This window comes from Mycolicibacterium aichiense (genome assembly GCF_010726245.1).
In the GTDB taxonomy this organism is placed as follows: domain Bacteria; phylum Actinomycetota; class Actinomycetes; order Mycobacteriales; family Mycobacteriaceae; genus Mycobacterium; species Mycobacterium aichiense.
In genome coordinates this window covers 818,464-836,355 of sequence record NZ_AP022561.1, presented here as the reverse complement: position 1 = coordinate 836,355, position 17,892 = coordinate 818,464, and the positions used below count along the sequence as shown (strand labels likewise).

At 66.8% G+C, this 17,892-nt stretch carries 17 protein-coding genes; 4 read left to right on the top strand and 13 right to left on the bottom strand.

Annotation, left to right across the window (positions count from 1 at the left end):
• Positions 1–25: 25 nt before the first annotated feature.
• Positions 26–1,675 carry a DNA repair helicase XPB gene (locus tag G6N32_RS04055; RefSeq protein WP_115317254.1) on the top strand — a complete coding sequence of 550 codons (1,650 nt, stop codon included), beginning with the start codon at positions 26–28 and terminating at the stop codon, positions 1,673–1,675.
• 158 nt (positions 1,676–1,833) lie between these two features.
• Positions 1,834–3,558, top strand: a complete 1,725-nt coding sequence (locus G6N32_RS04050) for a PE-PPE domain-containing protein (protein ID WP_147291954.1) — start codon at positions 1,834–1,836, stop codon at positions 3,556–3,558.
• Here G6N32_RS04050 and G6N32_RS04045 read toward each other — a convergent pair.
• The 6 genes from G6N32_RS04045 to G6N32_RS04020 form a co-directional block, all read right to left on the bottom strand.
• Entirely contained in the window at positions 3,555–4,700 is a 1,146-nt protein-coding gene (locus tag G6N32_RS04045) for a thiolase family protein (protein ID WP_115318845.1), read from the bottom strand. The two genes, G6N32_RS04050 and G6N32_RS04045, sit on opposite strands and share 4 nt — an antisense overlap.
• A gap of 5 nt (positions 4,701–4,705) precedes the next feature.
• Positions 4,706–5,137 carry a Zn-ribbon domain-containing OB-fold protein gene (locus tag G6N32_RS04040; protein WP_115317256.1) on the bottom strand — a complete coding sequence of 144 codons (432 nt, stop codon included), beginning with the start codon at positions 5,135–5,137 and terminating at the stop codon, positions 4,706–4,708.
• A 109-nt stretch (positions 5,138–5,246) separates the two neighbouring features.
• Positions 5,247–6,236, bottom strand: coding sequence for an LLM class F420-dependent oxidoreductase (locus tag G6N32_RS04035; protein ID WP_115317257.1), 990 nt, complete (start codon positions 6,234–6,236; stop codon positions 5,247–5,249).
• Positions 6,237–6,851: 615 nt separating this feature from the next.
• Positions 6,852–8,348: an ANL family adenylate-forming protein gene (locus tag G6N32_RS04030; RefSeq protein ID WP_115317258.1), complete on the bottom strand. Its 1,497-nt coding sequence runs from the start codon at positions 8,346–8,348 to the stop codon at positions 6,852–6,854.
• A 91-nt stretch (positions 8,349–8,439) separates the two neighbouring features.
• Complete coding sequence (locus tag G6N32_RS04025; protein ID WP_115317259.1) at positions 8,440–10,575, bottom strand: 3-hydroxyacyl-CoA dehydrogenase NAD-binding domain-containing protein; 2,136 nt, start codon at positions 10,573–10,575, stop codon at positions 8,440–8,442.
• Between the two features lie 9 nt (positions 10,576–10,584).
• Positions 10,585–11,796: an acetyl-CoA C-acetyltransferase gene (locus G6N32_RS04020; protein WP_036341378.1), complete on the bottom strand. Its 1,212-nt coding sequence runs from the start codon at positions 11,794–11,796 to the stop codon at positions 10,585–10,587.
• A gap of 227 nt (positions 11,797–12,023) precedes the next feature.
• On the opposite strand from G6N32_RS04020, the gene G6N32_RS04015 reads away from it, so the two are divergent.
• Positions 12,024–13,238: a pyridoxal phosphate-dependent aminotransferase gene (locus tag G6N32_RS04015; protein WP_115317260.1), complete on the top strand. Its 1,215-nt coding sequence runs from the start codon at positions 12,024–12,026 to the stop codon at positions 13,236–13,238.
• Here G6N32_RS04015 and G6N32_RS04010 read toward each other — a convergent pair.
• From G6N32_RS04010 to G6N32_RS03990, 5 genes are read right to left on the bottom strand one after another with little or no spacing between them, the layout of a single operon-like run.
• On the bottom strand, positions 13,212–14,126 hold the full coding sequence (locus tag G6N32_RS04010) for an LLM class F420-dependent oxidoreductase (protein WP_115317261.1): 915 nt from the start codon (positions 14,124–14,126) through the stop codon (positions 13,212–13,214). The two genes, G6N32_RS04015 and G6N32_RS04010, sit on opposite strands and share 27 nt — an antisense overlap.
• Positions 14,127–14,165: 39 nt before the next feature.
• On the bottom strand, positions 14,166–14,618 hold the full coding sequence (locus tag G6N32_RS04005; protein ID WP_115317262.1) for an SRPBCC family protein: 453 nt from the start codon (positions 14,616–14,618) through the stop codon (positions 14,166–14,168).
• 59 nt (positions 14,619–14,677) lie between these two features.
• Positions 14,678–15,757, bottom strand: a complete 1,080-nt coding sequence (locus tag G6N32_RS04000; protein ID WP_115317263.1) for a CaiB/BaiF CoA transferase family protein — start codon at positions 15,755–15,757, stop codon at positions 14,678–14,680.
• 14 nt (positions 15,758–15,771) lie between these two features.
• A complete protein-coding gene (locus G6N32_RS03995; protein WP_115317264.1) occupies positions 15,772–16,215 on the bottom strand; it encodes an SRPBCC family protein in 444 nt (147 codons plus the stop codon).
• Between the two features lie 34 nt (positions 16,216–16,249).
• A complete protein-coding gene (locus G6N32_RS03990; RefSeq protein WP_115318846.1) occupies positions 16,250–16,690 on the bottom strand; it encodes an SRPBCC family protein in 441 nt (146 codons plus the stop codon).
• A gap of 92 nt (positions 16,691–16,782) precedes the next feature.
• Here G6N32_RS03990 and G6N32_RS03985 point away from each other — a divergent pair, with 92 nt between their 5' ends.
• Positions 16,783–17,136, top strand: a complete 354-nt coding sequence (locus G6N32_RS03985; RefSeq protein ID WP_115317265.1) for a UBP-type zinc finger domain-containing protein — start codon at positions 16,783–16,785, stop codon at positions 17,134–17,136.
• Here the strand turns inward: G6N32_RS03985 and G6N32_RS03980 are convergent.
• Positions 17,019–17,432: a hypothetical protein gene (locus G6N32_RS03980; protein ID WP_147291955.1), complete on the bottom strand. Its 414-nt coding sequence runs from the start codon at positions 17,430–17,432 to the stop codon at positions 17,019–17,021. The genes G6N32_RS03985 and G6N32_RS03980 overlap by 118 nt on opposite strands.
• 52 nt (positions 17,433–17,484) lie before the next feature.
• Complete coding sequence (locus G6N32_RS03975; protein WP_115317266.1) at positions 17,485–17,877, bottom strand: nuclear transport factor 2 family protein; 393 nt, start codon at positions 17,875–17,877, stop codon at positions 17,485–17,487.
• Between the last annotated feature and the right edge of the window lie 15 nt (positions 17,878–17,892).

Genomic DNA, 17,892 nt, shown 5'->3' with positions numbered 1-17,892 from the left:
TGAGTTGTGAACGCATGGGCCTGACATGACTGAGGGCCCGTTGATCGTGCAGTCCGACAAGACCGTGCTGCTCGAAGTCGACCACGAGCTTGCCGGTGCCGCGCGCTCCGCGATCGCGCCGTTCGCGGAGCTCGAACGCGCCCCCGAACACATCCACACCTATCGCATCACCCCACTGGCGTTGTGGAACGCCCGCGCTGCCGGGCACGACGCCGAGCAGGTGGTCGACGCGCTGGTCAGCTTCTCGCGTTATGCCGTGCCGCAGCCGCTGCTGGTCGACATCGTCGACACGATGGCCCGGTATGGCCGGCTGCAGCTGGTGAAGCATCCGGCGCACGGCCTGACGTTGGTGAGCCTCGACCGGGCGGTGCTCGAAGAGGTGTTGCGCAACAAGAAGATCAATCCGATGCTCGGCGCGCGGATCGACGACGACACCGTGATCGTCCATCCCAGTGAGCGCGGCCGGATCAAGCAGATGTTGCTCAAGATCGGCTGGCCGGCCGAGGACCTGGCGGGCTACGTCGACGGCGAAGCCCATCCGATCGACCTCGCCCAGGACGGTTGGCAACTCCGCGACTACCAGCAGATGGCCGCCGATTCGTTCTGGGACGGCGGCTCGGGTGTGGTGGTCCTGCCGTGTGGCGCGGGCAAGACGCTGGTGGGCGCGGCGGCGATGGCCAAAGCGGGTGCGACGACTTTGATCCTGGTCACCAACACGGTTGCGGGCCGGCAGTGGAAGCGTGAGCTGATCGCGCGGACGTCGCTGACCGAGGAGGAGATCGGCGAGTACTCCGGTGAGCGCAAGGAGATCCGGCCCGTCACCATCGCCACGTATCAGGTGATCACCCGCCGCACCAAGGGCGAGTACAAGCATCTGGAGCTGTTCGACAGCCGGGACTGGGGCCTGATCATCTACGACGAGGTCCACCTGCTGCCGGCACCGGTGTTCCGGATGACGGCCGACCTGCAGTCCCGCCGCCGGCTGGGGCTGACGGCGACGTTGATCCGCGAGGACGGCCGCGAGGGCGACGTGTTCAGCCTGATCGGTCCCAAGCGTTACGACGCACCGTGGAAGGACATCGAAGCTCAGGGGTGGATCGCCCCGGCGGAGTGCATCGAGGTGCGCGTGACCATGACCGACAACGAGCGCATGCTCTACGCGGTCGCCGAGCCGGACGAGCGGTACAAGCTCTGCTCGACCGCGCACTCGAAGATCGCGGTGGTGAAGTCGATTCTCGCCAAGCATCCCAACGAGCCGACGCTGGTGATCGGCGCCTACCTGGATCAGCTCGACGAGCTCGGCACCGAGTTGGGCGCTCCGGTGATCCAGGGTTCGACGAAGAACGCCGAGCGCGAGGAGCTCTTCGACGCCTTCCGCCGAGGTGAGGTCAAGACGCTCGTGGTGTCCAAGGTCGCGAACTTCTCCATCGACCTGCCGGAAGCCTCGGTGGCGGTTCAGGTTTCGGGAACATTCGGCTCGCGCCAGGAAGAGGCACAGCGGCTCGGGCGGCTGCTTCGTCCCAAGCACGACGGTGGCGGAGCGGTGTTCTACTCCGTGGTCTCCCGCGACAGCCTCGACGCCGAGTACGCCGCCCACCGGCAGCGGTTCCTGGCCGAACAGGGCTACGGCTACATCATCAAAGACGCCGACGACTTGCTCGGCCCGGCACTCTGAGGTCGCTACACCAAACGTTGCCCGTCACACCCGACAGCAACAATTCGTTGTCCGTTGACCTGCGCGCTGCGTTCGCGAAACGAATGTGACAGCGAACCTCGCGGCAACAGGCTAGTCTTCGCCACGACACGTGGTCGGGTGACTAAAAGGGGTACAACGTGCGCGCAGCGGGCTTCATCGGTCGAGTTGGCGGGTTGGCGGTCGCGCTGGGAGTGGGTGCCGCGGCGTTCGGCGCCGCCACAGCGTGGGCCGACGACGACGGCGGCTCCTCGGCGCATGCCGGCTCGGCCCGGTCGGCATCGAGCCAGAACGCGGCCGCACCGGCAAAGCGCGGTGTTACCGCGGCCGCTTCGGGTCGCGCCCGTCCGGCCACAGCGGTGCGAGCACAGTCGATCACGTCGCGGGCAACCGCCAAGGCCGCCCCGGCAGCGACCGCCGAGCCGTCGGCGCCCGACGCGCCGCCCACCGATTCGCCACTGGAGTTGGCGGCGCTGGCCTACAGTCGTCGCGACACCGGCGTCTCGGCGCGCCCCGCGGCGGCCACGACGTTGGCGCCGGAGGGCCTGGTCCAGGCTGTCGCCGCCCAGAACACGGCGTTGATCATGGGCCCCAGCGGTGTGCCGATCCCCAAACCCACCTACATCCAGAACGTCTTCAATCTGTACATCGCACCGTCGTACCCGGGGTCCATCCCATTTCAGCTGGATACCCCGGAGGGGCTGTATCCGATCACCGGGGTGAAGAGCCTGCCACTGAATGTGTCAGTGCAACAGGGCATTCAGATTCTGGCCGCGTCGATCGCCGAACAGGTCGCGGCGGGCAACACCGCCACGGTGTTCGGTTACTCCCAGAGCGCGATCATCTCATCACTGATCATGAGTCAGCTGCCGCCGGGCACACCCGTCGACTTTGTGTTGGTCGGCAACGAGATGAACCCCAACGGCGGCATGTTGTCCCGCTTCCCGGGGTTGAACCTGCCCAGCCTGGGCCTGCCGTTTTATGGCGCTACCCCGGAAAACGCCTTCCCCACAACGAACTACACCTTGGAGTACGACGGGTTCGCCGACTTCCCGCGCTACCCGCTCAATGTCCTGTCGGTGCTCAACGCCGGGCTGGGCATCATCTTCGTGCACACCAAGTACGCGGACCTGACCTCCCAGCAGGTGAATTCGGCCATTGCGCTGCCGACCACCGATCCCACCCAGAAGTACTACATCATCCCCACCGAGAACCTGCCGCTGCTCGAACCGCTGCGCCTACTGCCCGTGATCGGCACCCCGGTGGCCGATCTGTTGCAGCCCGCGCTGAAGGTGATCGTGAACCTCGGATACGGTGATCCGCAATACGGTTGGTCCACCAACGGATTCGCCAATCAGCAGACCACCTTCGGCTTCATCCCCGATGTCAACTGGGGCCAGGTCGCCAACCTGTTCGTCGCCGGCATCGGGCAGGGGCTGCACGCCTTCGCCGCTGACGTCAGTCCGGGCGGGGTGATGTGGCAGGAGCTCGCGGCCCTGAAGCCGCCGAGCCTCGGACCGGCACCGGCGCTGCCCACCCCCGCGGGCGTCATCTCCACCCTGCAGACGGTGATCACCGACATCGCCTACACCATTTCCAATTCCGCTGCGGCACTGTATGCGGCGGCGCTACCGACGGCCGATATCGCCAACGCCATCGTCACGATGCTGCCCGCGTACGGAATCACCCTGTTCCTCGGCGGAATTCAGCAGGCGCTGTCCGGCGACGTGATCAACGGGCTGGTCAACGCGATCGGACTTCCGATCGCGGCCGCCACCGGGTTGGTCACCACAGCAGGCCTGATCGAGGTGCTCGTCCTGATCCAGGCCGTCCAGGGATTCCTGGGTCAGGAGACCAACGTCTAGAGCGAAAGTATTGTCGCCGAAGCGGTTCCGGGCGCACCGTACACCTGCGCCAAGCCCACCCGGGGGTTGCCCGGCACCTGACGTTCGCCGGCCTCGCCGCGCAGCTGTCGCACCAGCTCGTGCATCTGCCGCAGACCCGACGCACCGATCGGCTCACCGTTGGCGATCAGGCCACCATCGGTGTTGATCGGCAGCGAGCCACCGATCTCGGTGGCCCCGTCGGCCAGCAGCTTCTCCTGCTCGCCGTCGGCGCACAGACCGGTCTCGGCCATGTGGATGATCTCGGCACCGGCATCGGTGTCCTGCAGCTGCGCGATGTCGATGTCCTCGGGACCGATCCCGGCCTGCTCATAGGCCGCCTTGGCGGCGTAGACGGTCGGCGACACGTCCTCGTCGAGCGGGGCCGAGGTGCCGTGCACCTCGTAGGCGCCGAAGGTCCGGGTACGAATCTCGCTGGCGCGCACGTAGACCGGCTTGTCGGTGAAGCGGTGCGCGATGTCGGCGCGGCACATGACCACCGCGGCGGCACCCTCATCGGGAGCGCAGAACATGTACTGCCGCAGCGGGTAGTTCAGCACCGGCGAGGCCATGATCTCCTCAACGGAGATCTCCTTGCGGCGGAAGGCATTCGGATTCAGCACACCGTTGCGGAAGTTCTTGTTGGCCACCCGCGCCAGCGTCTCCTCGGAGATGCCGTGATCATGGATGTACCGGTTGGCCTTGATACCGAAGAACTTTGTGGTGACGAACTGCCCGTTCTCGGCATACCACTGCGGCAGCGCCAGCTTGGCCGGGTCGTCGGTGAACGCGCCGCGCGGGTGCTTGTCCAGGCCCACCGCGATGCCGATGTCGTACTTGCCGAGCCGGATCGTGTCCGCGGTCTGCTGGATCGCGCTCGCCGCGGTGGCGCAGGCATTGAAGACGTTGGTGAACGTGATGCCGGTCAGGCCGACCAGGCGCGTCACTGCGTCGGGGTTGGACACCTCATAGCTGCCGCCGAAACCGAACTGGATGTCCTTCCACTGCGCACCCGAATCCTGCAGTGCCAGCTCGATCGCCTCGGCACCCATCTGCATGGCGGTCTTGTCGAACCGGCCGAACGGATGCAGGCCGACGCCGATGATCGCAACGTCATTGCTCATGCCGCTCACGCCCCCACCGGTGCGAACGCGAACGTGACGACCTCATTGCCGTCGGCGTCGGTCGCGAACGGGATCATGGTGAGCTCGACGTCCATGCCCCACTTCAGCTTCTCCGGATCGTTCTCGGTGAGCCGGCCTTCGACGCGCACGACGGCTTCTTCCCCCAGGCCGAGCTGCACCAGGCCGACGCCGAACGGCACGAAATCCTTTCCGGTAGGGCCGATGTAGGGCGCTCCGGGCGGGAACCCCTGAGTGGTCCAGGCCACCAGGGTGCCACGCCGCGGCAGTGTTACCTCGTTCATGCCGCCCGCACTGCACCGCGGGCACCGGTCCTGACTCGGAAAGACCACAGCCGAACAGCTGGCACATTCACTGCCGATCAGCTGCGGGTTGTCAGCGGGCCAAGTGGAGATTTCGGGCGCCAGGGCCTTCTGCATAGCGGCATCCTTCGTAGTCCAAATCGGTAGCCGGATCGTACAACACTGTTGGCCACGAATGGAAACCTCATTCTCATCTGAATGCACGCCCTTCTCGGACAGTGCGAGCTCACATGAGCGCGGGCATCACCTCACGCTCGAACAGTTCGATGCCGGACCGGTCGTAGGCCGCCTCCGGGAAGTAGCAGATGACGTACTCGCAGCCCAGTTCTCGCAGCGCGGTCAGGCTCTCGATGACCTGCTCGGGCGTGCCCGCCGCCGACCCGGGCGCACTGACCGTCGTCATCATCGCGTCGGCGGCCGCATCACCGCAGATGCCGGCCAGCCGGTCGCGAACCCGCTTGATCCGCGCCGTGACATCGTCGGCCGACGTGCCGAGAATCGCGTTGACGTTGGCCGAGCGGACGATCGAGTCGAAATCCGTGCCCACCTCGCGGCAGTGCTCGGACAGCACCCGCGACTTGTGCGCGAAACCGTCCGGTTCGGAGGTGAAATTCGTGTACTGCGCGTACTTCGCCGCGATCTTGAGCGTCACCTTCTCGCCGCCACCGGCAATCCACATCGGAATTCCGTTCTCCTGCAACGGCTTCGGAGCGACAATCGCGCCGTCGAACTCATATTGCCTGCCCGTGAAGCTCACCTTCCCGTCGCGCCAGGCGTCCCGCATGATCTGGACACCCTCGTCGAGTCGGGCCAACCGCACTCCGGCGGAGGGGAAGCCGTACCCGTAGGCACGCCACTCGTGCTCGTACCAGCCGCCGCCGATGCCCATCTGCACACGCCCGCCGGAGATGATGTCGGTGGTGGCCGCCACCTTGGCCAGGTAGACGGGGTTGCGGTAGCTCATCGCCGTGCACATCTGGCCGAGCTTGATGCGGGAGGTCGTCGCCGCATAAGCCGCCATCAGCGTCCACGCCTCGTGGGTGGCCTCGTCGGTCGGGATCGGCACGGTATGGAAGTGGTCGTAGACCCAGAGCGAGTCCCAGGGGCCCGCGTCGGCATGATCAGCCAGATCACGCATTACCTGCCAGTGCTTTTCAGTGGGAATGCCGGCCAGATCCAGTCGCCAGCCCTGCGGGATGAACAGTCCGAAGCGCATGGCCCGACTCTACGGACGAGCGCCTCAGCCGACCAGCGTGCCATCCGAGCATCTCGGAGCGACCGCTGCCGGCCGCGAGGGCCACGCGTGAGGGGCGCAGCAACCCGGTCCGACCGGAAGAGTTAAGACCCCTGGACGGCAATCGGCCCCTCCCGTACGGGAGGGGCCAATGCTCCCCCTTTGCCTCCTCATTCCCCTGGCGTAATGCCCATCACACCGTAAAAACTAGCTGAGAGCAAGCTGAGACGATGTAATTCAGCAAAAAATCTTGATCACGCAGGCAAATGAAAGGCGAACACTCGCTCCGCTATCCACTTCGGACATACCGCCAGATCAGGCGCACAGTATGGAAACGGTGTTCGCGGCAAATGGTGCGCCAAGTGCCGTATAAGGCAATTCGCTCAGCAACCGAGGTCACAAGTCGGTATAGGGTCGAACGCACGGGTGTTTGCTCTTACGGGACAGCGCTGACATTTATGCCAGGTCACGCTGTTCTGAGAGTTCATGTAGCGGATTTGCGATTCTGCGTCGAGGCGCGGGCGTCGGGGGGCGCCCGGCGCGACCCGGGTCGGCACACTGTCATGCGTGCTGGCAATGCCGCGGATCGGGCCCCGCCTACTCCACGCCGGCGGAGTACATCGCGGCTATGTCACGAAGCGAAACCTTGAGCGATTGGTTACGCGGAAGCTCCGCGACCACAACCACCTCGACGGGCACGTAGTGCTTGGGCAGCGCATCGCGGACCAGGGCCACGAGGTCGGCCGGGTCGGGTGCTGCAGCGCCGGGAACCGTCTCCACCGCCGCGAACGGCACCTCGCCGAGCCGGGGATCGTGCACGCCGACGACGGCGGCGTCGCGCACCGACGGGTGGTCGACCAGGACTCGGCGAACGGTCTCCGGCAGGACCTTGAATCCGCCGCGATTGATCGCCCCGTCGGCGCGGCCGTGCAACATAACGAAGCCGTCGGCGTCGATGGAGGCGAGGTCGTTGGTACGGATCCAGTCCGGACTGATGGATGCGATCTTGGCCTCGAGCACACCCTGCTCGCCAGTCGGCACCTCGCCGGCGCCGTTCGGGTCGATGATGCGGACCTCGGTGTTGGGCATCGCCCGTCCGGAGCTGGCACGCTTGGCGGCACCGAACTCCCGATAGAGATCGGGTGTCCACGTGCACACCGAGCCGGCGAATTCGGTTGCGCCATAAGCCAACAGGACGGGCACTCGGTATCTCTGCTCGAACGCGTCACGGGTCTCGGGATCCAGCGGTCCCGCCGCGCTGATGACGTAGTCGAGCGACCCGAGGTCCTCGCTCGGCAGGTCGGCGTCCAGGAGCATGCGTACCGCCGCCGGCTGCAGACCGCAGCGCCGGATGCCGTAGGTCTTCACCACCCGGACCCACTCGGCGACACTGAACTTCTCCAGAAGTGCGATCCGCTTGCCGAGGTAGGCGCCGGTGATCAGCTGGCACACCCCGCCTATCCCGCCGAGTGGCCAGTACATCAGCTCGGGTGGCTCGTCGGCGGAGGCGCCGGTGATCGCCACGCTGGACACGGTGTGTTCGAGCACCGACGCCGGGATCGGGTGCCGCTTGGGCGGCCCGGTGGTGCCACTGGTGAGCACCTGCAGACCGGTCGAGCCGTCCCGGCTTGAGGAATTCAGCCGCGGTGCCACCCGCTCGATGCCGGCCACGAGTTCCACAGCGGGCGCTGTCAGTGACACCGCGATGCCGGCGGTGCCTGCGCGCTGAGCGGCGGAGATCACCGGCTCGGTCCAGTCCTGCCGGTCGGCGACGACTGCGGCAGGCTCCAGCTGTTCGATGTCGCGCCCGATCGCCTCGGCCGACTGGAATGAATAGATCATCGGCACCCGCCGGCCGCCGCCGAGCAACCCGATCACGGCCGCCGCGTGGGGTGGGCGGTTGCGGGCCACCACTGCCACGGTCGCGCCGGCAGCGACCCCGGCCCGCCCCAACGCATCGTCGATGGCACGGGCATAGGCGGCGATCTCGTCACCGGTGTACCAGCGGCCGTTGAACTCGATGCACGGCGCGCCGCCGTAGCCTGACAGGCTGGCGGCCAGTCTGCTGAGAATCGTTGCGGCGCTCTGGCTCACGCGTCTCACGCTAACGGTCGCGGGCCGAGCAGACGCAAAAGTCCCCGAAACACCAGGGTTTCGGGGACCTTTGCGCGTCGCGACGGGTCGGCTAGAGCAGCGACGCCGGCGGGTTGAACCGCTCGCCGTACTTCTCCGCCAGTTCCTTGGCCCGTGCCACGAACCCGGCCTTGCCGCCGTGCGGGTAGCCGACGATCAGCTGCGCGGCGCCCCCGGTCCACGGCGGGAAGCCGATGCCCATGATCGAGCCGATGTTGGCGTCGGCCGTCGTGGTGATGACACCTTCGTCGAAGCACTTCTGGGTTTCCAGCGCCTCGGCGAACAGCATGCGGTCGATCATGTCCTGCAGCGGCGGGGTCGACGTGCCCGAGGAGAAGGTCTCCCGCAGCCCCGGCCACAGCTGGGTGCGCTTGCCGTCGACGTATTCGTAGAAGCCGGCACCGGAAAGCCGTGAAGGACGGCCGAGTTCGATCATCTTCTCGACGACGGCCTCAGCCGGGTGCGGCTCATAGGTGCCACCGGCCTCTTCGACACCCTTGCGGGTGGCCAGGGCGATCTTGTGCATCAGCTCGAGGTTGAGCTCGTCGGACAGCTGCAGCGGCGGGGCCGGGTAGCCGGCCTGGGTGCCTGCGTGCTCGATCGACGCCGGCTCGACACCCTCGCCGAGCATCGCCAGCGCTTCGTTGACGAAGGTGCCGATGACCCGGCTGGTGTAGAAGCCGCGGCTGTCGTTGACCACGATCGGGGTCTTCCCGATGGCCAGCGTGTAGTCGAACACCCGAGCCAGCGCCTCGTCGGACGTCTTCTCGCCCTTGATGATCTCCACCAGCGGCATCTTGTCGACCGGAGAGAAGAAGTGAATGCCGATGAAGTCGTCCTGGCGCTTCACGCCGGTCGCGAGTTCGGTGATCGGCAGCGTCGAGGTATTCGAGCCCAGCAACGCGTTGGGCTCGACGATGTCCTCGATCTCGGCGAACACCTTGTGCTTCAGCTCGACCGACTCGAAGACCGCCTCGATGACGAAGTCGACGCCCTTGAAGTCGGCGGCGTCGGCCGTCGGGGTGATCCGGCCCAGCAGGGCGTCGGAGCGTTCCTTCGTGGTCTTGCCCCGCTCGAGGGCCTTGGCCTCCAACTTCTCGGAGTAGCCCTTGCCCTTCTGGGCCGCTTCGAGGGTGACGTCCTTGAGGACCACGTCGAAGCCGGCCTTGGCCGACACGTAGGCGATACCGGCGCCCATCATGCCCGCACCGAGCACGCCAATCTTGGTGATCGGGGTCTTGCCGATGCCCTCGGGCCGCGATCCACCGGAGTTGATGGCCTGCAGGTCGAAGAAGAACGCCTGGATCATGTTCTTGGCGATCGGCCCGGTGACCAGCTCGGTGAAGTAGCGGCTCTCGATGCGGCTGGCGGTGTCGAAGTCCACCTGCGCGCCCTCGACGGCGGCGGCCAGGATGGCCCGCGGTGCCGGCATCGGCGCGCCCTTGAGCTGCTTGCGCAGCAGCGACGGGAACGACGGCAGGATCGCCGCCAACGACGGGCTGGCCGGGGTGCCCCCGGGCATCTTGTAGCCCTTGGCATCCCACGGCTGGGTGTGCGACTCGGGGTTGGCCTTGATCCACTCCTTGGCGGCGGGCACCAATTCCTCGACGCTGGACACGAGTTCGTCGACCAGCCCGTTGTCCTTGGCGGCGGCCGGCTTGAACCGGGTGCCCTGGCTCAGCACGTTGACGAAGCCGTTCTGGATACCGAGCATGCGCGTCACGCGGGTGACGCCGCCGCCGCCGGGCAGCAGACCGAGGGTGACCTCGGGCAGGCCGATCTGAACACCCTTCACGTCGGCGACGATGCGGTGGTGACAGGCCAGCGCGATCTCCAGGCCACCGCCGAGGGCGGCGCCGTTGATCGCCGCGACGACCGGCTTGCCCAGGGTCTCCAGGGCGCGCAGGTCGCGCTTGATGTCCTCGACCTCGGCGAAGATCTCACCGGCGTTCTCCGGACCGGCGGTGATCATGCTCTTGAGGTCACCACCGGCGAAGAAGGTCTTCTTGCCGCTGGTGATCACCACACCGGTGACCGAATCCTTTTCTGCGACAAGGCGTTCTACGGCCTTGTGCATGGACTCTTTGTAGTGCTCGTTCATCACGTTGGCCGAACCGGTCGGGTCGTCCATCGTCAGCGTGACGATGCCGTCGGCATCCTTATCCCACGCAATCGTGTTCTCTGCCATGACTTTTCCTTAAACCCTCTCGATGATGGTGGCGACACCCATACCGCCGCCGATGCACAGCGTGATGAGCGCGCGCTTGGCGCCGCGGCGCTCGAGTTCGTCGACCATGGTGCCGGTGATCATGGCGCCGGTGGCGCCCAGCGGGTGACCCATCGCGATCGCGCCGCCGTTGACGTTGAGCTTCTCGCTCGGGATGTTCAGGTCCTTCTGGAACTTCAGCACCACCGACGCGAAAGCCTCGTTGAGCTCGAACAGGTCGATGTCGTCGACGGTCAGACCGGCGCGGTCGAGCACCTTGCGGGTGGCCGGCGTGGGGCCGGTCAGCATGATCGTCGCGTCCGCGCCGCTGGTGGCGGTGGCCACGATGCGCGCTCGCGGGGTCAGGCCCTGCGACTTGCCCGCGGCTTCGCTACCGATGAGCACCAGAGCGGCGCCGTCGACGATGCCGGAGCTGTTGCCGCCGGTGTGGACGTGGTTGATCTTCTCGACCCAGTGGTACTTCTGCAGCGCCACGTCGTCGAAGCCGGCCATCGCGGCCAGTCCCTCGAAGGCGGACTTGAGCTTGCCGAGGCTCTCCACGGTGGTGCCGGGACGCATGTGCTCGTCGTGGTCGAGGATCAGCAGACCGTTCTGGTCCTTGACCGGGACCACGGACTTGGCGAAGTAGCCGCCCGACCACGCCGCGGCGGCGCGCTCCTGGGACTGCGCGGCGTAGGCGTCGACGTCCTCCCGGGAGAAGCCTTCGATCGTGGCGATCAGGTCGGCGCCGATGCCCTGCGGCACGATGTAGTTGTCGAACACGGTGGCGGGGTCGGTGAACATCGCACCGCCGTCCGAGCCCATCGGGACGCGGCTCATCGACTCGACGCCACCGGCGAGCACCAGGTCGTCCCAGCCGGAGCGGACCTTCTGCGCTGCGGTGTTGACGGCCTCGAGGCCGGACGCGCAGAAGCGGTTCAGCTGGACGCCGCCGACGGTGTCGGGCATCCCGGCCGCGATCACCGCGGTGCGGGCGATGTCGGCGCCCTGGTCGCCGACCGGGGAGACGCAGCCCAGGATGACGTCGCTGATCAGGTTCTCGTCGAGGTCGGGGAAGCGCGAGCGCAGCTCCTCGATCAGCCCGACCACGAGGTTCAGCGGCTTGACTTCGTTGAGCGATCCGCCGCGCTGCTTACCGCGCGGGGTTCGGATGGCCTCGTAGATGAAGGCTTCTTCGGACATGTGTGTTTTCTCCAGGTCCTGTTCGGAATTGGGCGTGACGATCTACTCGAGTGTCGTCCTCTGCCCGCGAAGCCTACCAAGGCCGCCCAACCGGATGGTTGGGCAGTCGCTCAGATCAGGCCGCCGCCGTGACGATCGCGCCCACACCCGCGCGCACCAGTGAACCCATCGGCCGATGGCAATTGACGAAACCGCTGATAAGCGGCCCTGCGACTAAGCTCCGCGCTATGACGGGTCCCCATGTCGCCGGCCGTCCGGCTCCGGTCTCGAGGCTGCAGCCGTACGCGGTGACGATCTTCGCCGAGATGTCGGCGCTGGCCGCCCGGATCGGCGCGGTGAATCTCGGCCAGGGCTTCCCGGACGAGGACGGCCCCGCCGGAATGCTGGCGGCCGCGCAGCAAGCGATCGCCGAGGGTGTCAATCAATACCCGCCCGGATTGGGCATCGCCCCCCTGCGCGAGGCGATCGCCGCCCAGCGCAAACGGCAGTACGACGTCGACTACGACCCGGAGACCGAGGTGCTGGTCACCGTCGGCGCCACCGAGGCGATCGCGGCCGCCATCCTCGGTCTGGTCGAACCGGGCTCGGATGTGCTGTTGATCGAGCCGTTCTACGACTCCTACTCCCCTGTCATCGCGATGGCCGGCAGCAGGCGGGTGCCGGTGCCGCTGGTGCCCGACGGCCGCGGCTTCGCCCTCGACGTCGACGCCCTGCGTGCCGCGGTGACGCCGAACACCCGCGCGCTGATCGTGAACTCCCCGCACAACCCCACCGGCATGGTGCTCGCGGACCGCGACCTGCAGGCGCTGGCGGCACTCGCTGTCGACGCCGACCTGCTGGTGATCACCGATGAGGTCTACGAGCATCTGGTGTTCGACGACAAACGGCACCTGCCGCTGGCGGCCTACCCCGGGATGGCCGAGCGCACGCTGACGATCTCCAGTGCCGCCAAGATGTTCAACTGCACCGGTTGGAAGATCGGCTGGGTGTGCGGCAGGCCGGATCTGATTGCCGGGGTGCGGGCGGCCAAGCAGTACCTGAGCTATGTGGGTGGCGCACCGTTCCAGCCCGCGGTGGCCTACGCGCTGAATTCCGAAGAGGCCTGGGTGAGAGCTCTGCGAGACTCGTTGCAGGCCAAGCGGGATCGGCTGTCGACGGCGTTGACCGAGTTGGGCTTCGGCGTGCACGACAGTGCGGGTACGTACTTTGTGTGCGCCGATCCGCGGCCGCTGGGATATTCCGACAGCACTCAGTTCTGCGCCGAGTTGCCGACCAGAGCCGGGGTAGCCGCGATTCCGATGTCGGCGTTCTGCGATCCGCACTCTCCGCACATCGGCGAGTGGAATCACTTGGTGCGCTTCGCTTTCTGCAAGCGCGACGACACCCTTGATGAGGCGATCCGCCGGCTTGGCGCGCTAAAGGGCGGCCGCGACCTCCCATAGCGGCTGCGGAGGCGCATCCTGCGACCGCAGCGGGCTGAGCACCAGATCGGTTGCGCCGGCGTCGAGATAAGCCCGGAGCTGGCGCAGCACGGACCGGGCCGGGCCGACGGCCGCGAGTTCGGCGACGCTGTCCACACCTTCGCGAGCGATCACGTTCTGATACGACGGGATCGTGGTGTAAAAGTCGAGTTCCTCGGCCGCGATCGCACGGCCGGCACTGACGTCGTCGGTGACGAGAACCGGCACCGCGGCGATCACGCGCGGAGCAGGCCTGCCCGCGTCGGTGGCCGCCTTACCGATCGTCGGGACGATGAAGTCACCGATGGTGCGGGGACCCGCCAGGTACGGCAGGGTTCCGTCGGCCAGTTCACCGGTGACGGCCAGCGCCCTGGGACCCATCGCCGCCACGTACACCGGCACCGGTGCACCGCCGGGTACCCGGACATCCCACGCCGGGTCGGCGGACAGCGTGCGGCCGTGGAAATGCACTGCGCCGGTGTCGAATACGGACCGCAGCACGGTGAGATGCTCACGAAGCCGGGTGATGGTGTCGGGCCACGCCTGCCCGAAGGCCACCCGTTCGGGTTCGTGGGCCCCCAGCCCCAGACCGAGGCTGAAGTTGCCATGGCTGGCGGCCTGCGCGGTCTGCGCCAGCGAGGCGACGATCAGCGGGTGGCGCGGATTGAGTGGCACCACCGACGTTCCCACGCCAAGGCCTGGCACCGCGGCGCCGACCACTGCGGCCAGCGTGATCGCGTCGAGGTCGAACCGTTGGGCGAACCACACCTGGCGCACAACCACCGCGGACGCGGCTCGGGCCGCGGCGATGACATCGTCCACGGCGTTGGGGGCAGCGGGATTCGGCAGCAGTACTACACCGGTCGTCATGTCTGGCCCAACGCCACCACGACCGGCGGGCATTCCGATCTATTCGCGCTGAAGCGAACTCTTGCCGCTCAGTACGAAGCCACGCAGGCCTTCGGTCGCGGCGATCAGGACCGCTTTCTTCGCCCGCTTGACCAGAAAGAGCGGCAACGGGGTGGACGGTTCGAGGGTGAGGTCGAACCGGACCCGGGTGGCCTCACCCTCGGGACGCAAGGTGTACTCGCCGTGCTGGGCATGCTGTTGCGCGGTCCGGTCGGCGTCCCAGACCACCCAGTTTGGTCCCCAGTGGTATTCGACGACTTCGTGGTCGATGATCCCGAGCACCTTGACGGTGACCTGGACCCGCCGCGGCCGTCCGTCGGGATAGCGATCCACGACATGGACATGCTTGTGGACCGACGACCACGTCGGCGCCGCCTCGATATCGGCGATGGCATCGAGGATGACCTCCGGCGGGGCGTCGATCACGATCTCGCGCGATGCCCGTACCGCCACAATCAGCAAACGTAGTTACTCGGTGGGCTCGCTGTGTCGGCTTTGGCTCAGTTGAACCATTACCAATCTATGTCGGCCAGCGATGTGGTGGTTTGTGGCGGTTGCCCCACCGGCCCGGGGGCACTGCGGGAGAACCGCGGCGCCGGAGCCGCCTGGTCGGTGCCATCGACGTTAATAACGGTGCGGCGCGCCAGAAGATGCTCATTGTGCGCGGCCTCGGTCCAGCTCAGCACCGGCGTGACGCACGCGTCGGTGCCGGCGAAGATCGCGGTCCACTCCGCACGGGTCTTTCCGGCGAAGGTCGTCGCGAAGAGCTCCCGCATCTCGGGGTAACGGTCCCGCTCGAATTGGCCGGGCACCTTCTGCGCCGGCAACCCGAGCCCGGCCAGCAATTGGGCGAAGAACTGCGGCTCGATCGACCCAACCGCCATGTACCCGCCGTCGGCCGTTTGGTACGTGCGGTAGAACGGCGCTCCCCCGTCGAGCAGGAAGGACTCGCGCTGGTCCGCCAGCGAGCCGGTCGCCTTCATCGTCCACATCATCTGCGCCAGCACGCTGACCCCGTCGACCATCGCCGCGTCGATCACCTGCCCCTGGCCGGACTTCTCCCGTTCGTAGAGGGCGGCGACGATGCCGAGCAGCACCAGCATCGAGCCGCCGCCGAAGTCGGCGACGAGGTTCAGCGGTGCCACCGGCGGGCGGTCGCGGTATCCGATCGCGCTCAGTGCTCCGGTCTGTGACAGGTAGTTGATGTCATGGCCGGCGGTCGACGCCAGCGGCCCGTCCTGACCCCACCCGGTGATGCGGGCGAAGATCAGCCGCGGGTTGACCGCCGCGCAGTCGTCGGGCCCGATGCCGAGGCGCTCACAGGTGCCGGGCCGGAAACAGTCCAGCAGCACGTCGGCCTTCGCCGCCAGGTCGAGCAGAGCGTCAGGCTGGTTCTTAACGTCGAGGTCGACCACCCGCTTGCCGCGGTGCATGAGGTCGACGTTCTCGGCGGGCATCGTCAGTCCGCCCGGGCGTCGCACTCTGACCACGTCCGCACCCAAATCGGCCAGAATCATGCCGGCGTGCGGGCCCGGGCCTATCCCGCCGAGTTCGATCACTCTCACCCCGGCCAGGGGTCCGGTATTCGTCACGACTGAAAGGTAGCTCAGCCACCCTTCTTGGATTGCAGAACCTGCTTGCGCAGCCCGTCGGTCGCGGTCTGCATCAAACCTTTGGCGCCGCGCTTGATCACGAAGCCGGGCAGCGGAACCAGGGGGTCGACGGTCAGCTCGAACCGGACCCGCGTCGAATCGCCCTCGGGGGTCAGTGTGTATCGACCTTCTTGTGCGCGTTGCTGTTTGGAGCTGGCCAGGGTCCAGCTGACCCCGTCGGGATGCACGATGTAATCCAGCACCTGCTCATCGTTGATGCCGACGACCTTGACCGTCTGGCGCGACTTGCTCGGGTGACCCTCGGCATCTCGCTCGAGCACCTCGACCTTCTGGTGCGCCTGCGACCACGTCGGCAGCGACTCCAGGTCGAACAGCACGGCGAGGATCTCCTCGGGCGTCGCCTCGATGGTGACCTCGCGGGTTTCGGTGACTGCCATGTCCGCACCATTGCCAGCGAGAGCGGTTTCGAAACTAGCGCTTGTTGACCTTCAACACCTGCTTGCGCAGGCCGTCGGTGGCGGTCTCCATCGCACCCTTGATGGTGCGCTTGACCACAAAGCCGGGCAGCGGCACCGCCAGATCGATCGACAGGTCGAAACGCAGCTTGGTCTTGTCGCCGTCGGGCGTCAGCGTGTACTTGGCGTCCTGCGAACGCAATTGGCCGGCCTTGACCAGCGTCCAGCTCACCTCGTTGTCGGCCCAGGTGTACTCGACGATCTGCTCGTCGGTCAGACCGGCCGCCTTGATCTTCATCTTCACCTTGTGCGGCCTGCCGTCGTCGTAGGCCTCCAGCACCTCTGCGCTCTGGTACTGCGGCGACCAGGTGGGTGTCGATTCGACATCGGCGATGACATCGAGGATCGCTTCAGGACTGGCCTCGATCACGACTTCGCGGGAATCTTTGACTGCCATGGGCGTGACCATAGTTGGTACCGGCGATTTCCACGGGATTTCTCCCATGAGGGCCAACTGTTTTCGTGCTCGCTTCCCCTAAGCTCACACCCATGGCTGAAGCGGTAGATCCGTCGGTTCCACCGAGCGGCACCGGATGTGTTGAATGCGATGCCGCCGGCGGCTGGTGGGTGCACCTGCGGCGCTGCGCCGCCTGCGGGCACATCGGTTGTTGCGATGATTCGCTGATGCGGCACGCCGCCGCGCACTGGCGGACGAGCGGGCATCCGATCATCAGATCGTTCGAGCCGGGCGAGGACTGGTTCTGGGACTACCAGACCAACCAGTACTACGACGGTCCGGACCTCGCCCCGCCGGAGAGCCGGCCGTCCGAGGAAACCACCCCCGGTCCGCGCGGCCGGGTGCCGAGCGACTGGGTGGAGATCCTGCGCAACCGCGCCGACTGAGTCAGCGCCTCGACCCCGCCGCCGGACCGCACGCACACGGTCGCGTAGACGTCGTCGCGGGTGGCGAGTGCCTCGTCGTCGACGATGACACGCTTCTTGCGCAGCACCGAGCGGCCACACGCGACGAACGGAACCGGCGACGCGCGGGAGTCCGCGGACACCTGCACCGAGTCGGCGAATCGGGTGCCGAGCTCGCCCGCCTCGAAGTGCACGATGTAGCGGATGGTGAAAAGCCAAGTGCCGTCAGGACGCAATTCACCGCGGACGATCAGAGAGTCGTCGCCGATCCTCGCCATGCCCTAGATAGTGCGCCGTGGGCGCGGCGGATGTGCGGACCCACGCCGAGGGTTACGCCAATCCGGCGGCGGCCATTTCCTTTTCAAATTCCACGGCCATCAGTTCGGCGAATTTCGTGACGGCCTTCAGCGGACGCAGCATCACGGTGAACTCGTCGATCAGCCCGTCCTCGCGGACGTGGAGGAAGTCGCAGCCGTTGATCTCGAGGTCGCCCACCTTGGCGACGAACACCAGCGCGTGGTCGACCTGGCCGTCACCGCCGATCTCCTTCACGTAGGTGAGGTCGGCGAACACTCGCGAGACCGCCCGCAGGATCACACCGATCTGGTCGCGGCCCTGGTAGGGCTTGTGCGCGATCGGGCTGCGGAAGACCACGTCCTCGGCGCACAGAGCGGGCAGGGCATCGAAATCGCCGGCTTCGACGGCGGCTCGGAACGCATGCATGTGGTCAGCATGCCA

What these genes read in the sequence shown, in the direction of transcription:
- G6N32_RS03985 (WP_115317265.1), top strand. Translation starts at nt 16,783, where the DNA reads ATGGCTGAAGCGGTAGATCCGTCGGTTCCACCGAGCGGCACCGGATGT.
- G6N32_RS03980 (WP_147291955.1), bottom strand. Translation starts at nt 17,432, where the DNA reads ATGGCGAGGATCGGCGACGACTCTCTGATCGTCCGCGGTGAATTGCGT.
- G6N32_RS04010 (WP_115317261.1), bottom strand. Translation starts at nt 14,126, where the DNA reads ATGACGACCGGTGTAGTACTGCTGCCGAATCCCGCTGCCCCCAACGCC.
- G6N32_RS03995 (WP_115317264.1), bottom strand. Translation starts at nt 16,215, where the DNA reads ATGGCAGTCACCGAAACCCGCGAGGTCACCATCGAGGCGACGCCCGAG.
- G6N32_RS04025 (WP_115317259.1), bottom strand. Translation starts at nt 10,575, where the DNA reads ATGGCAGAGAACACGATTGCGTGGGATAAGGATGCCGACGGCATCGTC.
- G6N32_RS04055 (WP_115317254.1), top strand. Translation starts at nt 26, where the DNA reads ATGACTGAGGGCCCGTTGATCGTGCAGTCCGACAAGACCGTGCTGCTC.
- G6N32_RS03990 (WP_115318846.1), bottom strand. Translation starts at nt 16,690, where the DNA reads ATGGCAGTCAAAGATTCCCGCGAAGTCGTGATCGAGGCCAGTCCTGAA.
- G6N32_RS04035 (WP_115317257.1), bottom strand. Translation starts at nt 6,236, where the DNA reads ATGCGCTTCGGACTGTTCATCCCGCAGGGCTGGCGACTGGATCTGGCC.
- G6N32_RS04015 (WP_115317260.1), top strand. Translation starts at nt 12,024, where the DNA reads ATGACGGGTCCCCATGTCGCCGGCCGTCCGGCTCCGGTCTCGAGGCTG.
- G6N32_RS04020 (WP_036341378.1), bottom strand. Translation starts at nt 11,796, where the DNA reads ATGTCCGAAGAAGCCTTCATCTACGAGGCCATCCGAACCCCGCGCGGT.
- G6N32_RS03975 (WP_115317266.1), bottom strand. Translation starts at nt 17,877, where the DNA reads ATGCATGCGTTCCGAGCCGCCGTCGAAGCCGGCGATTTCGATGCCCTG.
- G6N32_RS04040 (WP_115317256.1), bottom strand. Translation starts at nt 5,137, where the DNA reads ATGCAGAAGGCCCTGGCGCCCGAAATCTCCACTTGGCCCGCTGACAAC.
- G6N32_RS04045 (WP_115318845.1), bottom strand. Translation starts at nt 4,700, where the DNA reads ATGAGCAATGACGTTGCGATCATCGGCGTCGGCCTGCATCCGTTCGGC.